The organism is Janthinobacterium psychrotolerans (assembly GCF_001677885.1).
GTDB lineage: Bacteria > Pseudomonadota > Gammaproteobacteria > Burkholderiales > Burkholderiaceae_D > Janthinobacterium > Janthinobacterium psychrotolerans.
Map to the genome: position 1 here is coordinate 363,656 of NZ_LOCQ01000059.1, position 13,998 is coordinate 377,653.

The 13,998-nt window shown below is 63.3% G+C and carries 16 protein-coding genes and 1 pseudogene; 5 read left to right on the top strand and 12 right to left on the bottom strand.

The features are described 5' to 3' along the window. Window positions 1-5: 5 nt before the first annotated feature. The 6 genes from ASR47_RS20090 to ASR47_RS20115 all read right to left on the bottom strand — a co-directional run bounded on the left by ASR47_RS20090 (window position 6) and on the right by ASR47_RS20115 (window position 7,161). The gene (locus ASR47_RS20090; RefSeq protein WP_065309542.1) at window positions 6-962 is read right to left on the bottom strand and encodes an ABC transporter ATP-binding protein; all 957 of its coding nucleotides are present in this window, start codon (window positions 960-962) and stop codon (window positions 6-8) included. A gap of 11 nt (window positions 963-973) precedes the next feature. Beyond that, on the bottom strand, window positions 974-1,909 hold the full coding sequence (locus ASR47_RS20095) for an ABC transporter permease (protein ID WP_065309543.1): 936 nt from the start codon (window positions 1,907-1,909) through the stop codon (window positions 974-976). An 80-nt stretch (window positions 1,910-1,989) separates the two neighbouring features. Continuing rightward, window positions 1,990-2,961: an ABC transporter permease gene (locus ASR47_RS20100; protein ID WP_065309544.1), complete on the bottom strand. Its 972-nt coding sequence runs from the start codon at window positions 2,959-2,961 to the stop codon at window positions 1,990-1,992. 81 nt (window positions 2,962-3,042) lie between these two features. Next, entirely contained in the window at window positions 3,043-4,632 is a 1,590-nt protein-coding gene (locus ASR47_RS20105; protein WP_065309545.1) for an ABC transporter substrate-binding protein, read from the bottom strand. A 124-nt stretch (window positions 4,633-4,756) separates the two neighbouring features. Continuing rightward, window positions 4,757-5,980, bottom strand: coding sequence for a porin (locus tag ASR47_RS20110; protein ID WP_065309546.1), 1,224 nt, complete (start codon window positions 5,978-5,980; stop codon window positions 4,757-4,759). Between the two features lie 422 nt (window positions 5,981-6,402). Continuing rightward, a complete protein-coding gene (locus tag ASR47_RS20115; protein ID WP_065309547.1) occupies window positions 6,403-7,161 on the bottom strand; it encodes an IclR family transcriptional regulator in 759 nt (252 codons plus the stop codon). A gap of 173 nt (window positions 7,162-7,334) precedes the next feature. Here ASR47_RS20115 and ASR47_RS28055 point away from each other — a divergent pair, with 173 nt between their 5' ends. The 3 genes and pseudogenes from ASR47_RS28055 to ASR47_RS28065 form a co-directional block, all read left to right on the top strand. Continuing rightward, entirely contained in the window at window positions 7,335-7,898 is a 564-nt protein-coding gene (locus tag ASR47_RS28055) for a hypothetical protein (RefSeq protein ID WP_425402748.1), read from the top strand. After that, the gene (locus tag ASR47_RS28060) at window positions 7,865-8,119 is read left to right on the top strand and encodes a c-type cytochrome (RefSeq protein WP_065309549.1); all 255 of its coding nucleotides are present in this window, start codon (window positions 7,865-7,867) and stop codon (window positions 8,117-8,119) included. The genes ASR47_RS28055 and ASR47_RS28060 overlap by 34 nt, the downstream gene beginning before the upstream one ends. Continuing rightward, window positions 8,085-8,263, top strand: a pseudogene (locus ASR47_RS28065) (2Fe-2S iron-sulfur cluster-binding protein); the annotation flags it as partial. The gene ASR47_RS28060 and the pseudogene ASR47_RS28065, both read left to right, overlap by 35 nt. A 76-nt stretch (window positions 8,264-8,339) precedes the next feature. Here the strand turns inward: ASR47_RS28065 and ASR47_RS27160 are convergent. From ASR47_RS27160 to guaB, 3 genes are all read right to left on the bottom strand, one after another. After that, a complete protein-coding gene (locus ASR47_RS27160) occupies window positions 8,340-8,549 on the bottom strand; it encodes a hypothetical protein (protein ID WP_150127886.1) in 210 nt (69 codons plus the stop codon). A gap of 175 nt (window positions 8,550-8,724) precedes the next feature. Next, window positions 8,725-10,335: a glutamine-hydrolyzing GMP synthase gene (guaA, locus tag ASR47_RS20130; RefSeq protein ID WP_065309550.1), complete on the bottom strand. Its 1,611-nt coding sequence runs from the start codon at window positions 10,333-10,335 to the stop codon at window positions 8,725-8,727. A gap of 67 nt (window positions 10,336-10,402) precedes the next feature. Then, complete coding sequence (gene guaB / locus ASR47_RS20135) at window positions 10,403-11,863, bottom strand: IMP dehydrogenase (protein ID WP_065309551.1); 1,461 nt, start codon at window positions 11,861-11,863, stop codon at window positions 10,403-10,405. Window positions 11,864-12,058: 195 nt separating this feature from the next. Here guaB and ASR47_RS20140 point away from each other — a divergent pair, with 195 nt between their 5' ends. Further along, window positions 12,059-12,274 (top strand): addiction module antidote protein, encoded by a 216-nt coding sequence (locus ASR47_RS20140; protein ID WP_425402750.1) that lies wholly within the window; start codon window positions 12,059-12,061, stop codon window positions 12,272-12,274. On the opposite strand, the gene ASR47_RS20145 is transcribed toward ASR47_RS20140, so the two are convergent. Both ASR47_RS20145 and ASR47_RS20150 read right to left on the bottom strand, forming a co-directional pair. After that, complete coding sequence (locus ASR47_RS20145; RefSeq protein ID WP_065309553.1) at window positions 12,271-12,570, bottom strand: RnfH family protein; 300 nt, start codon at window positions 12,568-12,570, stop codon at window positions 12,271-12,273. The two genes, ASR47_RS20140 and ASR47_RS20145, sit on opposite strands and share 4 nt — an antisense overlap. Next, on the bottom strand, window positions 12,557-12,994 hold the full coding sequence (locus ASR47_RS20150) for a type II toxin-antitoxin system RatA family toxin (protein WP_065309554.1): 438 nt from the start codon (window positions 12,992-12,994) through the stop codon (window positions 12,557-12,559). The genes ASR47_RS20145 and ASR47_RS20150 overlap by 14 nt, the downstream gene beginning before the upstream one ends. A gap of 95 nt (window positions 12,995-13,089) precedes the next feature. Between ASR47_RS20150 and smpB the strand changes: the two genes are divergently transcribed. Then, window positions 13,090-13,539, top strand: a complete 450-nt coding sequence (gene smpB / locus ASR47_RS20155) for an SsrA-binding protein SmpB (RefSeq protein WP_065309555.1) — start codon at window positions 13,090-13,092, stop codon at window positions 13,537-13,539. Window positions 13,540-13,597: 58 nt separating this feature from the next. On the opposite strand, the gene ASR47_RS20160 is transcribed toward smpB, so the two are convergent. Continuing rightward, window positions 13,598-13,998 (bottom strand): IS1595 family transposase (locus tag ASR47_RS20160; protein WP_150127887.1); only part of this gene is annotated, 401 nt, incomplete at its 5' end.

Genomic DNA, 13,998 nt, shown 5'->3' on the forward strand with positions numbered 1-13,998 from the left:
GGTGTTCAACCTAAAGGAAAGAAGCAGCGGTGCTCGCGCCCGCCTTGCTCGAAGACCGGTGGAATGGCGGTGCAGGCGCGGGTGGCGTGGCCGCAGCGCGGCGCGAACGCGCAGCCCGGCGGCAGCGCCAGCAGCGGCGGCGTGGCGCCGGGAATTGCGTACAGGCGCTTGCCGGGACTGCCGGCGCGCGGCAGCGCGTCGAGCAGGCCGCGGGTGTAGGGATGGCGCGGCGCGTGGATGATCTGGGCCACCGGGCCGCGTTCGATGATGCGCCCGGCATACATCACGCACACCTCGTCGGCCAGGTCCTTGACCACGCTGATGTCGTGCGTGATCCAGATCAGCGCGGTGCCGCTGGCGCGCGCCAGTTGTTTCATCTCATACAAAATCTGCGCCTGGATGGTGACGTCGAGCGCCGTGGTGGGCTCGTCGGCGATGATCAGGTCGGGCCGGTTGATGATGGCGTTGGCAATCGCCACGCGCTGGCGCATGCCGCCTGACAGCTCGTGCGGATAGGCGCGCATGCGCTCGCGCGGCGCCGGAATGCCGACCCGCTGCAAGGCCTCGAACACCCGTTGCTCGATCTCGGCGCGCGTCGCCTTGCTGTGGATGGCGACGGTTTCGGCCAGCTGGGCGCCGATCCGCATCACCGGGTTGAGCGACATCATCGGGTCCTGAAACACCATGGCGATGCGGTCGCCGCGCAGCTGGCCCCAGCGCTTGGCCGAGGCCAGGCGCAAATCCTCGCCCTTGAACAGGATTTCGCCGCCGCTGACGCGGCCCGGCTTTTCGACCAGGTTCATCAGCGAGAACGCGGTGACCGACTTGCCCGATCCCGATTCGCCGACAATGCCGAGCACCTTGCCGCGCTCCAGGCTGAACGAGACATGGTCGAGCGCGCGGGCCACGCCGTCGTCGGTGTGGAACTCGGTCACGAGTTGTTTGACTTCCAGTAGTGCCATGTGATGTCCTTCTATGCGTCAAGCTTGGGGTTGAGCGCGATGCGCAGGCGGTCGCCGATCAGGCTGATCGAAACCACCAGCAGCACCAGCGCCAAGCCGGGAAACACGCTGATCCAGTATTGGTTCGAGAGCATGTAGTCAAAGCCGTTGGAAATGAGCAGGCCAAGCGAGGGCTTGGTCTGCGGCAGGCCGATGCCGAGGAAACTCATGGTCGCCTCCAGCGTGATGGCGCTGGCCATCTGGTTGGTGGTGGTGACGATCACCGGCGCCATGCAGTTGGGCAGCACGTGGCGCAACATGATGCGGTGCGCCGGCAAGCCCTGGCCGAGCGCCGCCTCGACATAGTCCTTGCCGCGCTCGACCAGCGCCGCGCCGCGCACGTTGCGGGCAAAGATCGCCCATTGCACCAGCACCAGCGCCATCAGGGTCTTGTCGACACCCTGCCCCAGCACCGCCAGCAGCACCAGCGCCACCAGGATGGTCGGCACGCTGAGCTGGACGTCGACCAGGCGCATCAGGATGGCGTCGGTCTTGCCGCCGGCGTAGGCCGCCAGCAGGCCGACGGCGGTGCCGATGGCCAGCGCCACCAGCGCGCTGGCGACGCCGATGCCCAGGCTGATGCGCAGGCCATACAGAATGGCGCTGAACATGTCGCGGCCGGCGCCGTCCGTGCCCAGCAGGTAGGTCATGCCCTGGTCGCTGCTGCGCGTGCCCGGCGCGTGCTCGGCCTCCATGATCGACACCTTGGTCAGGTCGTACGGGTCCTGCGGCGCGAACAGCGGCGCTCCGACCGCCGCCACGATCAGCACCAGCAGCAGCAACGCGGCGATGGCGCCGGTGCGGCTTTTCAGGTAGCGCCGCAACAGCAGACGCCACGGCGTTTCAGGCAGCGCCAGCGGGGTTTCCGGCGGCGCCGGCAGGCGGGATTCAATATCGTTCATCGTCATTTTCATCAAAGCGGACCAGGCCGCGATTCGGGAGCGGCTCCCGCGCGCGGGAAGCCAGTGGGTGGTGCCTGCGCGGCCGGTCAGGCCTGGCGGGTGCGCAGGCGCGGGTCGAGCACCAGGTACAGCACGTCAACCACGAAATTGATCAACACAAACAGCAACAACACCACCATCAGGTAGGCCACCACCACCGGCCGATCCAGCTGCAGCACCGAGTCGATGATCAGCTTGCCCATGCCGGGCCAGGCAAAAATGGTTTCGGTGATCAACGAGAAGGCGATCAGGTGGCCGAACTCGAGTCCCATCAGGGTGACGATCGGGATCATCACGTTCGGGGCGATATGGCGCAGCATCAGGCGCAGCGGGCCGACGCCCTTGGCGCGGGCGAACTTGACGTACTCCTGCACCGCCACCTCGCGGGTGCCGGCCTCGGTCATGCGCATCACCAGCGCGATGTTGTGCAGCGCCAGCGTCGAGGCCGGCAACAGAATGTATTTCAGGCCTTCCCAGCTCAGGAAGCTGACCTCGATGCCGAACAACGAACTGGTCGGCCCGCGCCCGCCCGAGGGCAGCCAGCCCAGGTTGACTGAGAACACCAGGATCAGGATCAGGCCCAGCCAGAACACCGGCATGGTCACGCCGAGGATCGAGAAGCCCATGGCGAACTTGTGCAGGCGGCTGCCGGGACGCAGCCCCGACCACAGCCCCAGCGGGATGCCGATCAGCGCCGACAGCAGCAGCGCCGTCACCGCCAGCTCCATGGTGGCCGGCATGCGCTCGAAGATCAGGCCGATGGCCGGACGGTTGAACACGAACGAGTTGCCGAGATCGCCATGCAGGGCGTTGTTGAAGAAGTGCAGGTACTGCTGATACAGCGGCAGATCCAGGCCCAGCGCGTGGGTGGCGCGGGCGATTTCCTCGAACGAGGCGTCGGGCGCCACCAACAGGTACACGGGATTGCCCACCAGATTGATTCCAACAAAGGCCACCACCGACATGACCATCACCACCAGCACGCTTTGCAGCGCGCGCTTGACCAGCATTTCAACCATTGCTTTGCTCCACCCTCGGTTAGACCATTGCACCGCGGCCGCGCCAGCCCCATGCCGACGCGCCGGTGCCTGCTGTGCCTGTTATTTGGGATGGATATCCATCGCCATCGTGAAGCCGTCGGCGCGCGGCGTCATGGTCAACTGCTTTTTCATCGCCCAGGAGGCGTTCAGATGCAGCAGCGGAATGATGGCGCCGTCGCCCAGCGCCAGGCGCGCGGCCTGTTGCTGCTGGCGCAAGCGGGCCGGCTCGTCGGTGTTGGCGGCGGCCTTGTCGATCAGGCTGTCGACTTCCTTGTTGTGGTAGCGGCCGTAGTTGCTGGCACCGGTACCGGCGGCCTTGTCGGCCGAATGGATGGTCGACACCAGGGCGGTGAGCGTGTCGCCGGTGACGGCGCCGTTACCGACCAGGAAGACGCTGAATTCGGACTCGCCCGAGGCGCCGCCAAAAGCGCGCGTCTGGAACACCGAGTACGGCATGGTGGCCACCTCGGTCTTGATGCCGATCTGGCTAAACACCTGCGCCACCGCCTCGCACAGCCTGGCGTCGTTGACGTAGCGGTTGTTGGTGCAATGGACGGTCAACTGGAAGCCGGCCGGATAGCCGGCCTCGGCCAGCAGCGCCTTGGCCTTGGCCAGGTCGTAGGCGGGCAACTTGAAGCCGTTCTCGTAGCCAAAGAAGCCCTTGGGCACCAGTTGCTCGGCGGCCGTGGCGTCGCCCTTCATCAGGAAGCGGATGATGCCGTCGCGATTGATCGCAGTCATCATCGCCTGCCGCACCCTGGCGTCCTTCAGCGGATTTTTGGCCAGCGGCGTGCCGTCGGCCGCCCTGACGAACGGCGAGCGGTCGCGGAACTGGTCCAGCGCCAGATAGTTCAGCATGTACGAGGTGACCGACACCAGCTCGTAGCGCTTGAGCGCGGCCTCCATGTTGGCGGTGACATCGTTGATCACGTCAACCGAACCGGACAGCAAGGCCGCGGCACGCGCCGGTTCGCGCGGGATGAACTGCAGGGTGACATGCTCCCAAGGCTGTTTGGCGCCCCAGTAATCCGGGTTCTTGGTCAACACCAGCTTCTGGCCATGCAGCCAGCTGGAAAACTTGTAGGGACCACTGCCGATGGCCGCCTTGCCGCTGGCAAAACTGTCTTCGCCGACGTGCTCGCCCAGCGACCTGGGCAAGATGGCCACCAGTCCCAGGTTTTCCGGCAGGGTCGGGCTGACCCGCTTGGTCTTGACCTGCAGCGTCAGCGGCGCGCTGACGCTGACGCTGACGCTGTCGACGTCGCGCAGATAGGAGCGGAAGGTACGCGGCCCCGGCAACTGCATGGCGCGCACGATGGAATACTTGACGTCATCCGCCGTCAACGCCGCGCCGTTATGAAACTTCACGTTCGGACGCAGCGTGAATTCCCAGGTGGTCGGGTTGACCAGGCGCCAGCTTTGCGCCAGGCCGGGCGTTGGCCGCAGTTGGCGGTCCTGTTCGACCAGCGTGTCGTACACATGGCCCCAGACGTTGCGGTTGGCGCCGTTGAGCACATGCGGATCGGCCGACGTCACCTCGGCCTTGAAGCCGATGTTCAGATCGGCCGCCCGCGCCATTGTTACCACCCCGCCCAACAGACAGCCGGCCAGACATGCCATGCCGGCCAACTTGCGCGCTAATTTACCCATCACCCCACCCCCAATGTGCTTCGTCAAAAAAACAATACATGCCCTGCAAAACCCCTGCCAGGACACGGCAGGGTCCAACGGCGGCGCCGCCTGGACCGGCAGTACCGCCGCGAATATAAGCAGCCTAGAAACGGTGCAGCACGCCCAGTCCCAGCGCGTTTTGATGGTTGTCCAGGCCGGGCGCGCCATTCGCGGTCAGGCCCGGGCTGTACATATGCGAGGCACGCATCGTGCCCAGCGTGCCGTAGACCAGGGTGCGCTTGGAGAGGATGTAGTCGGCGCCCAGCAGCGGCGCGGTCAGCGTGCCCTTGTCGCGGGCGCGGACGAACTCGAAGCGCGAGTGGATCAAGCCGGCTTTCAACAACCAGGACCCGATGCTGTAGTCGAGCCCGGCGTCGATGATGCTGACGCGGGAATTGTTGATGCCGCCGGCGGTGAAGGCGCCGCTGCCGGCGTTCTGGCTGAAGCTGGTGGCGAAGGCCGGCGCGACGCCGGCGCCGGCGTTGATCAACGGTTGCCTGGCCAGCGACCAGGTGCCGTGCAGCGTCACGCCGGCGCCAACCCGGTAGCGGCCGCCGACCATCAGCGATTGGACGCAGGTGTCGCCGGCCGCGCCCAGTGTTGCCGTGTTGCAGCCGGCATTGCTGGCGCTACCCTGGTCGCTGCTGCTGTTGGTGGCGCCGACGGTGGCGCCTTTTTTCGACTGCCAGTACGCGAAGCCGAGCGCGAACGGGCCGCCGGTGTCGTAGTTGGCGCCCAGGCCGAGCGACTGCCCGGTCGAGGTGGAGCCGGCCACCTCGCCGAATGCGTAGACCAGGTTGAGTTCGAGTCCGGCCAGCTTGGGCGAGGTGTAGTACACCATGTTGTTGGCGCGCTCGCCGGTGGAACGGTCGAGATTGTTGCCATGGGCCTTGCCGGTAAATTGCAACATGCGGCTGGCGCTCGAGTACTGCCGGGCGATGAAGTCGCTGTAATCCTTGCGGCGGCCCAGTTGCAGGTCGCCGTAGGCGCCTTCCAGGCCGATGGTGGTGCGGCGGCCGAACGTGGCGCCACCCTGGCCGGAGGCGCCGTTGTCCAGCGTCAGCCCGCCCTCGATCACAAACGACGCCTTGAGGCCGCCGCCGAGATCCTCGGTGCCGCGGAACCCCAGGCGCGACTGCGTGTACTGGCCGGAGTCGAGGCCGAGCCGGCTGCCGGTCTGGCCCGGCGCGGTCACCACCTTGTCAACGTAGCCCAGGCCCGCCGTCGCGATCCCGTACACCTGCACATTGCTTTGGGCCTGCGCGCTCCCCATGCCTGCCACTGCTCCCAGTCCCAGACACACCAGCGCGAATACTGTTTTTTTCATTTTTTATCCCATGTAACGCCTTGCGGCGGTCTTTGAAACGCTCGGTTACCACGCCACGTTGTTTCATCTGTCGATATGCTGTAACGACAGATGATATGGTAAACAGGACGCCACGCTCAGTCAACGCTGTTTCATAGAAAAATATATAGTATCGCTGTACGATACGCAATCGGAAATTAGAACGTTCCAATCGAGGGCATTTTTGCCCTGTTTTGGCGCGGGGCAGCACGAGGATGGTGCATGGAACGCGCGCACATCTGCCCGCGCACCACGATGGAAATCGTGCGGCAAACAAAGGATAATGCGGTGTGGTATTTTTTCCACGCGTCGCCGCCACCGGCGGGCGGCGGGTCGGACAGGTGCGGGTGGGAGACTGCGATGGCGGCAGGTGGCGGGCGGTGGGCGCCGCCGGGTCTGTTAGTTCAAGAAGGAACGTAACCGAGGGCGCTGGAAAAACGGCCGGCCGCCGCTTGCAGAATGGCAATGTATTGATCCAGATTCTGCGGCGGCACCCGGCTGGCCGGCGCCGTCATCGACAGCGACGCCACCACCGCGCCGCTGACGTCGCGCACCGGCGCGGCCACCGCCACCATCTCGGCGCTCTTCTCGGCAAACGAGGTACTGTAGCCGGCCTCAAGGATTTTGCGCAGTTCGCTGGCCAGCGCCGAACGCCCGACAATGGTGTTGGGGGTGAACTGCGGCAGCGCGCCTTCCAGCACCTTGTCCTGCAGTGCCTGGGGCGCATGCGCCAACAGCAACTTGCCGGAGGCGCCGGCAAACAGCGGCCGACGGTCACCGAGCTGGCTGTGCACGCGCAAGGCGTGCGGCGCGTCCCACCAGGCGACGCAGACAGTTTCCTCGTCGTCCCGTATGCGCACCAGCACGCTTTCATTGCACTCGCGGCCTATGCCTTCCAACATATTGTTTGCCACCTGGATCAGGCTCAGCTGCGCTTGCGCGGCGCCGCCCAGTATCAAGGCGCGATAGCCCAGGCTATAACTTGCCATCGGCATCTGTCGCCGCACCAGGCCGCTCTCCTCCAGCGTGGTGAGCAGGCGGAAAGCACGCGCCTTGGTGTTGCCGGACCGCTTGGCCAGCTCGGTCACACCATGCCCGCCCTCCTCGGCTACCAGGAACAACAACTCGATCGCCTTGCTCACGGCGTCAACGGTATAACTCATGGTCCATCCTTTGTTAGCTGCAGGTATCGCCAAATGATACCTCGTCTTATACAAAGAAACAAATGTGCGCCCCCTGCCTTAAGAGGGGCGTGACATATCGACTGCAACGTTATTCGTTATCCATTGGCCTCAGGCACTACGCCCGCCACATTTCATCTTTCCAAAGAGCGCACATGAAACACAAGAGAACGTTGCTCTGGGGCGGTGCGCTGCTGGCTGCGGCGGCCACTGCGGCAGCGGCGTGCATGCTGGAGCCGGCCATCACCCCCATCGCCACGCCCGCCGCCAGCCAGTTCGCCTCGCAGGCGGTGGCGCGCGGCGCCCGCGTGGTGGCCCAGGGCGACTGCATGGTATGCCACACCGCCAAGGGCGGGGCGTCCTTCGCTGGCGGCCTGCCACTCGGCACGCCGCTCGGCACCATCTACACGACCAATATCACGCCCGATGCCGCCAGCGGCATCGGCAGCTGGCCGCTGGCGGCGTTCACGCGGGCGCTGCGGCGCGGGGTATCGCGCGACGGCCACCTGCTGTATCCGGCTTTTCCGTACATCCACTACACGCGCATGTCCAACCAGGATATCGAGGACGCGCACGCCGGTCATCGCCGCGGCGCCGCCCAACCAGCTGACCTTCACGCTCGGCTTCCGTCCGCTACTGGCCGGCTGGAACCTGCTGTACCCGCGCCATGGCTGGTCGGCCGAAGATGGCGACCGGCGGCCGGCCGTCGCTGGTACTGAGCAGCGCGGTGGTCGGAGAACGCCCCGACAACCTGATTCAAACCGTGCTCAACGGCCTGCCCTGGACGCATATGGGGCAATCGACCTACATGCCGCCATTCGCCGAAACGCTGACCGACGGGCAGCTAGCCAGCATCGCCGCCTATATCCGCGCCGACATCGGCAAGCGTCCCGCATGGCCGGACGCTGGCCATCGCATTACCAAGATCCCTGGACATTGATCCCTCGCCCCCCCTTGCTGTACGCGCTGCGTAACCAGCTCGCGCTCAATGCGCCAAGTTGGCTGCGGCCTTGGACAATGCGGCGCCTGCACCGTGCTGCTGGACGACCAGCCTGCCTTCGGTTGCCTCACGCCCATTGCCGCCTGCGAGGGCTGCCCGGTGCCCTTGATATTTTTTGAGCTTTGCATCTGTCAGCATATTTACCTCCAAACGTATACCATCACACCAAAGAAATAATCAATAAAATCAGTAGCTTGCATGCGATTTTAGACGCCGCTTCCAGCGCATGAATGGCACGAAAGCCGGCAAAAGTACCATCAACCATTCCGGCGTTTCCGAAACTTGGAAAAGCCAATAAAAACAAGGACTTATCGCGCCGTATACCATCAGGTATACCATCAAGGCCCTGAACGCGCCTGACGGTATACATATCTCCACAGCATCATCCCGGGCACGCCATACCATCTTGAGTACCATCAAAAGAACCTGCTCGGCGTTACCTGAGGTTGCCTGACAATGCGTCCCAAAATGAAAAAACCCCTGAAAAATCAGGGGTTTGTGTTGATCGTCCTACCCGGCTGTGCCAGCGGCTGCCGGATGGGAGATCATTCCCACTCGATCGTCGCCGGCGGCTTGCCTGAAATATCGTAGACCACGCGGTTGATGCCACGCACTTCATTGATGATGCGGTTCGACACCTTGCCCAGCAGCGCGTGCGGCAGGTGCGCCCAGTGCGCGGTCATGAAGTCCTGGGTTTGCACGGCGCGCAGCGCCACCACCCATTCGTAGGTGCGGCCGTCGCCCATCACGCCGACCGATTTGACGGGCAGAAACACGGCGAAGGCCTGGCTGGTCGCTTCGTACCAGTTGGTCGGCACGCTGTCCTGGTCGAAGCCTGGCACCACCACCGGCTCGTACGGCGTGTTGCGCAGCTCTTCGATGAAGATGGCGTCGGCGCGGCGCAGCAGGTCGGCATAGTCTTTCTTGACTTCGCCGAGGATGCGCACGCCCAGGCCAGGGCCCGGGAACGGGTGGCGGTACACCATGTCGTGCGGCAGGCCCAAAGCCACGCCCAGCTTGCGTACTTCGTCCTTGAACAGTTCGCGCAGCGGCTCCAGCAGCTTCAGCTTCATCGTGTCCGGCAGGCCGCCCACGTTGTGGTGGCTCTTGATGGTCTGGCCTTTCTTGCCCTTGCCGGCCGACTCGATCACGTCCGGGTAGATGGTGCCTTGCGCCAGCCATTTGGCGTTGACCAGCTTGCCCGATTCGACCTGGAATACTTCGACGAATTCGCGGCCGATGATCTTGCGCTTCTGCTCGGGATCGGTGACGCCGGCCAGGTGGCCCATGAACTGCTCTTCGGCATCGACGCGGATGACTTTGACGCCCAGGTTCTTGGCGAACATGTCCATCACCATCTTGCCCTCGTCCAGGCGCAGCAGGCCGTGGTCGACAAAGACACATGTCAGCTGGTCGCCGATGGCGCGGTGGATCAGGGCGGCGGCCACGGACGAATCGACACCGCCGGACAGGCCCAGGATGACATCATCGGTACCGACTTGCGCGCGGATTTTTTCAACCGCTTCGCTGATGTAGTCGGGCATGTTCCAGTCCGACTTGCAGCCGCAGATTTCATGCACGAAGCGGCCGATCATGGCCTTGCCCTGCACCGTGTGCGTCACTTCCGGGTGGAACTGCACGCCGTAGAACTGGCGCTCTTCATCGGCCATCGCGGCGATCGGGCAGCTCGGGGTATTGCCCATCAGCTTGAAGCCTTGCGGCATTTCCAGCACTTTGTCGCCGTGGCTCATCCACACTTTCAGCATGCCGTGGCCTTCGTCGGTGACGAAGTCGGCAATGCCGTTCAACAATTTGGTATGGCTGCGGGCGCGCACCTCGGCATAGCCGAATTCGCGCACCAGGCCGTTTTCAACCTTGCCGCCCAGCTGGGCCGCCATGGTCTGCATGCCGTAGCAGATGCCGAGTACCGGCACGCCCAGCTCGAACACGGCTTGCGGCGCGCGTGGCGAGTCGCCTTCCAAGGTGGAGTTATGGCTGCCCGACAGGATCACGCCGGCCGCGCCATAGTTGCGCACGAATTCTTCGCTGACGTCGTACGGAAACACTTCGGAGAACACGCCGGAATCGCGCACGCGGCGGGCGATCAGCTGGGTGACTTGGGAGCCGAAATCGAGAATGAGGATTTTTGAGTGCATGGTGGATGACTTTATCTGGGTTCAATTGCAAGACCGGCGCACTGGGCGCCGGTCTGATTGTCGCTAGTTACTCGGAACGGTAATTCGGCGCTTCCTTGGTGATCTGCACATCATGGACATGCGATTCGCGCATGCCGGCCGAGGTGATCTCCACGAATTCCGCTTTCTCGCGCAGTTCGTCGATGGTGGCGCAACCGCAGTAACCCATCGATTGACGCACGCCGCCCACCAGCTGGAAGATGATCGCCAGCACGCTGCCCTTGTAGGCAACGCGGCCTTCGATACCTTCAGGCACGAACTTGTCGGCCTTCATGGTGGCGTCCTGGAAGTAGCGGTCGGCCGAACCGTCGGACATGGCGCCCAGCGAACCCATGCCGCGGTACGATTTGTACGAACGGCCCTGGTACAGGATCACTTCACCCGGTGCTTCTTCAGTACCGGCAAACATCGAACCCATCATGACGGTCGAGGCGCCAGCGGCCAGTGCTTTCGAAATATCGCCCGAGAAGCGGATGCCGCCGTCGGCGATACAGGGCACGCCCGTGCCGGCCAGTGCTTCGGCCACGTTCGAAATGGCGGTGATTTGCGGCACGCCGACACCGGCGACGATACGCGTGGTGCAGATCGAGCCAGGACCGATGCCGACCTTGACGGCGTCAGCACCGTATTCGACCAGCGCCTTGGCGGCAGCCGCGGTGGCGATATTGCCGCCGATAACTTCGACTTGCGGATACTTGGTCTTGATCCACTTTACGCGGTCGAGGATGCCTTGCGAGTGGCCGTGGGCCGTATCGACCACCAGCACGTCGACACCGGCGGCGACCAGCAGGTCGATCCGTTCTTCATCCTTGGCGCCCACGCCGACGGCGGCGCCGACCAGCAGCTTGCCCTGGCTGTCTTTCGACGCGAACGGGTGCGAAGTCGACTTCTGGATATCCTTGACGGTGATCAGGCCGCGCAGCTCGAACGCGTCGTTGACGACCAGCACGCGCTCGAGGCGGTGCTTGTTCATCAGGCGCTTGGCTTCGTCGCGGTCGGCGTCTTCGGTAACGTACACGAGCTTTTCGCGCGGGGTCATCTTGGCGCGGGCTTCGGCGTCCAGTTCCTGTTCAAAGCGCAAATCGCGGTTGGTGATGATGCCGACCACGACCTTGCCTTCGACCACCGGGAAACCGCTGATGCCATATTGCTCGGTCAGGGCGATCACGTCGCGGATCTTCATTTCAGGCGGGATCGTGATCGGATCGCGCAGCACGCCGGCTTCGAAACGCTTGACGCGGGCTACTTCACGGGCCTGGTCTTTCGGGTTCAAGTTCTTGTGGATGATGCCGATGCCGCCTTCCTGGGCCATCGCGATCGCCAGACGGGCTTCCGTCACCGTGTCCATGGCTGCGGACAGCAAGGGAATATTCAGGGTGATATTGCGAGTAAGACGAGTTTTGAGGGACGTATCGGCGGGCAGAACGTTGGAGTAGGCTGGGACGAGCAGCACGTCATCGAATGTGAGTGCTTTTTGAAGTAGACGCATAGCATTTCCTATTGGCGCAAAAGCAGATTATACAGAATCCGCCAGCGCTTGTCTTGAACCTTTGAAAAGGTCTACCGTCATCGGGAGGCACCATGTTTACAATGTGAGCGAGAAAGACAGAAAAAACTGCGTTTTCAGCCAGATTTCGCCCAGGTTCCGCCCACGCTTTTTGCCCTTGAACGCTCTTTTACACTGATTGCACTCACCTTCCGGGACGCTCCCATGGTACTTGAAGCGTTGGGCAATATTGGGAAAGCACGCGGCATGACGCAGCTGGCCAGGGATACGGCCCTGGGCCGCGAGAGCCTGTACAAGGCACTGTCCGGCGAAGGCAATCCGGGCTTTGCGACGATTCTGAAGGTAACGCGCGCGCTGGGCTTGCAGCTGCGCGCGGGCGCACTCGACAATTAAGCTTTGCCGGCCTTGCCGCCGGCACGGCGCCGGCGCGCCTCTTTCGGGTCTGCCTGCAGGGGCCGGTAGACTTCCACCCGGTCCTGGGGCCGCAAGACCGTATCGAGGGTTTTCTTCTTGCCGTAGATGCCGACCATATTGACGCCCAGGTCGATCTCGGGATACCGCTGCAACAAGCCGCTGTGCTCGATCGCCTGCCGTACGGTGCTGCCCTCAGGCAGGCTCAAGGCGCGCAGGAAGGCCGCATCGGGCAGCGCGTAACAGACCTGCACCGCGATGGACTCAGGCGCCGCCATAGACAGTCTCGGCGCGCTTGCAGAAGGAATCGACCATGCTGTTGGCAATCATGCCGAACACGGGGCCGATGATCTGCTCGATCACGCGGCTGGAAAACTCGTAGCGCAGGTCGAGCTCGATCTTGCAGGCGTCTTCACGCAGGGCCTTGAAGGTCCACACGCCATCGAGGGTCTTGAAGGGGCCGTCGACCAGCTTCATCTTGATGGAGCTGAACGGCACGTTCTCGTTGGACGTGGTGAAGCTTTGACGCACGCCGTGGTACTGTATGCCCACGCTGGCGACGACGGAGTTCTCGCCGCGCTCGCGTATCTCGACCGCGCCGCACCAGGGCAGGAATTTGGGATAATCCTCTACCGCCGCCACCAGCGCGAACATTTGTTCGGCGCTGTAGCCGAGAAAAACTGATTTATGTACTACTGCCATTGAAGAACCATTTGCTATGATGTTGGATACATTTGGATTTTATCGCGCTTGCGCGAGACAGTAGTTTAACCGACCCGCGCACATTTACCATTCTCATGACCATAGCAGACAACAGAAAAGCATTCCACGACTACTTCATCGAGGATCGCTACGAAGCCGGCATCGTGCTCGAAGGCTGGGAAGTCAAGGCCATCCGCGACGCCCGCGTACAAATCAAGGAAGCCTATGTCGTCGTCCGCGGCGATGAGCTGTTCCTGTTCGGCGCGCACATCAGCGCACTGCCGACCGCCTCCACCCATATCCACCCGGAAGCGGTGCGCACGCGCAAGCTGCTGCTGCACCGCGCCGAAATGGACAAACTGATCGGCAAGGTCGAACGTTCCGGCTTCACCCTGGTGCCGCTCAACCTGCACTACAAGGGTGGCCGCGTGAAGTGCGAAATCGGCCTGGCCAAGGGCAAGAAGCAGCACGACAAGCGCGCGACCGAGCGCGATCGCGATGGCGCGCGCGAAGTACAGGCGGCCATGAAGACCAATCGGCGCTGATTGCGGCAAGGAAATTTTTGAAGTTACCGAACCCGGCCATGTGCCGGGTTTTATTTGGCTATGTCACCATCAAATGTGGGAACGTCCCCAAAGTGGCCCTGAGCAAGCTTTCGGGGGACAATATTCTTTTGGCGTCCAGGATCCAGCGCCAACCCAGGTAGTTGGGCAGGTAGCGCGTGGCCACGCCATGAAACGCACGCAGCCAGCCACGCAGCCGGCTGTGATAGGCGTTGACATTCTGCACATGCACCGTGCCGCGTACGCGAATGCCAGCGCGCAAGTTAACGGACGCATGCTCGATGCCGATCTCCCTGGCAAAAGCGGGATAGGCCGGATGGCCATCGCTGACCAATAAAATGTCACGGTCGATCACCGGCGGCAGGCAGGCGTGCAGTGTGGCCTTGGTCAGCTGGCCCATGCCGGCGACGAAATCGATGGTTTGGCCGGTGCGGTCGCGCG

Bases quoted from the DNA above. Each gene is read 5' to 3' on its own strand.
- ASR47_RS20090 (WP_065309542.1), bottom strand. From the start codon at position 962: ATGGCACTACTGGAAGTCAAACAACTCGTGACCGAGTTCCACACCGAC.
- ASR47_RS20095 (WP_065309543.1), bottom strand. From the start codon at position 1,909: ATGACGATGAACGATATTGAATCCCGCCTGCCGGCGCCGCCGGAAACC.
- ASR47_RS20100 (WP_065309544.1), bottom strand. From the start codon at position 2,961: ATGGTTGAAATGCTGGTCAAGCGCGCGCTGCAAAGCGTGCTGGTGGTG.
- ASR47_RS20105 (WP_065309545.1), bottom strand. From the start codon at position 4,632: ATGGGTAAATTAGCGCGCAAGTTGGCCGGCATGGCATGTCTGGCCGGC.
- ASR47_RS20110 (WP_065309546.1), bottom strand. From the start codon at position 5,980: ATGAAAAAAACAGTATTCGCGCTGGTGTGTCTGGGACTGGGAGCAGTG.
- ASR47_RS20115 (WP_065309547.1), bottom strand. From the start codon at position 7,161: ATGAGTTATACCGTTGACGCCGTGAGCAAGGCGATCGAGTTGTTGTTC.
- ASR47_RS28055 (WP_425402748.1), top strand. From the start codon at position 7,335: ATGAAACACAAGAGAACGTTGCTCTGGGGCGGTGCGCTGCTGGCTGCG.
- ASR47_RS28060 (WP_065309549.1), top strand. From the start codon at position 7,865: ATGGCGACCGGCGGCCGGCCGTCGCTGGTACTGAGCAGCGCGGTGGTC.
- ASR47_RS27160 (WP_150127886.1), bottom strand. From the start codon at position 8,549: ATGTATACCGTCAGGCGCGTTCAGGGCCTTGATGGTATACCTGATGGT.
- guaA (WP_065309550.1), bottom strand. From the start codon at position 10,335: ATGCACTCAAAAATCCTCATTCTCGATTTCGGCTCCCAAGTCACCCAG.
- guaB (WP_065309551.1), bottom strand. From the start codon at position 11,863: ATGCGTCTACTTCAAAAAGCACTCACATTCGATGACGTGCTGCTCGTC.
- ASR47_RS20145 (WP_065309553.1), bottom strand. From the start codon at position 12,570: ATGGCGGCGCCTGAGTCCATCGCGGTGCAGGTCTGTTACGCGCTGCCC.
- ASR47_RS20150 (WP_065309554.1), bottom strand. From the start codon at position 12,994: ATGGCAGTAGTACATAAATCAGTTTTTCTCGGCTACAGCGCCGAACAA.
- smpB (WP_065309555.1), top strand. From the start codon at position 13,090: ATGACCATAGCAGACAACAGAAAAGCATTCCACGACTACTTCATCGAG.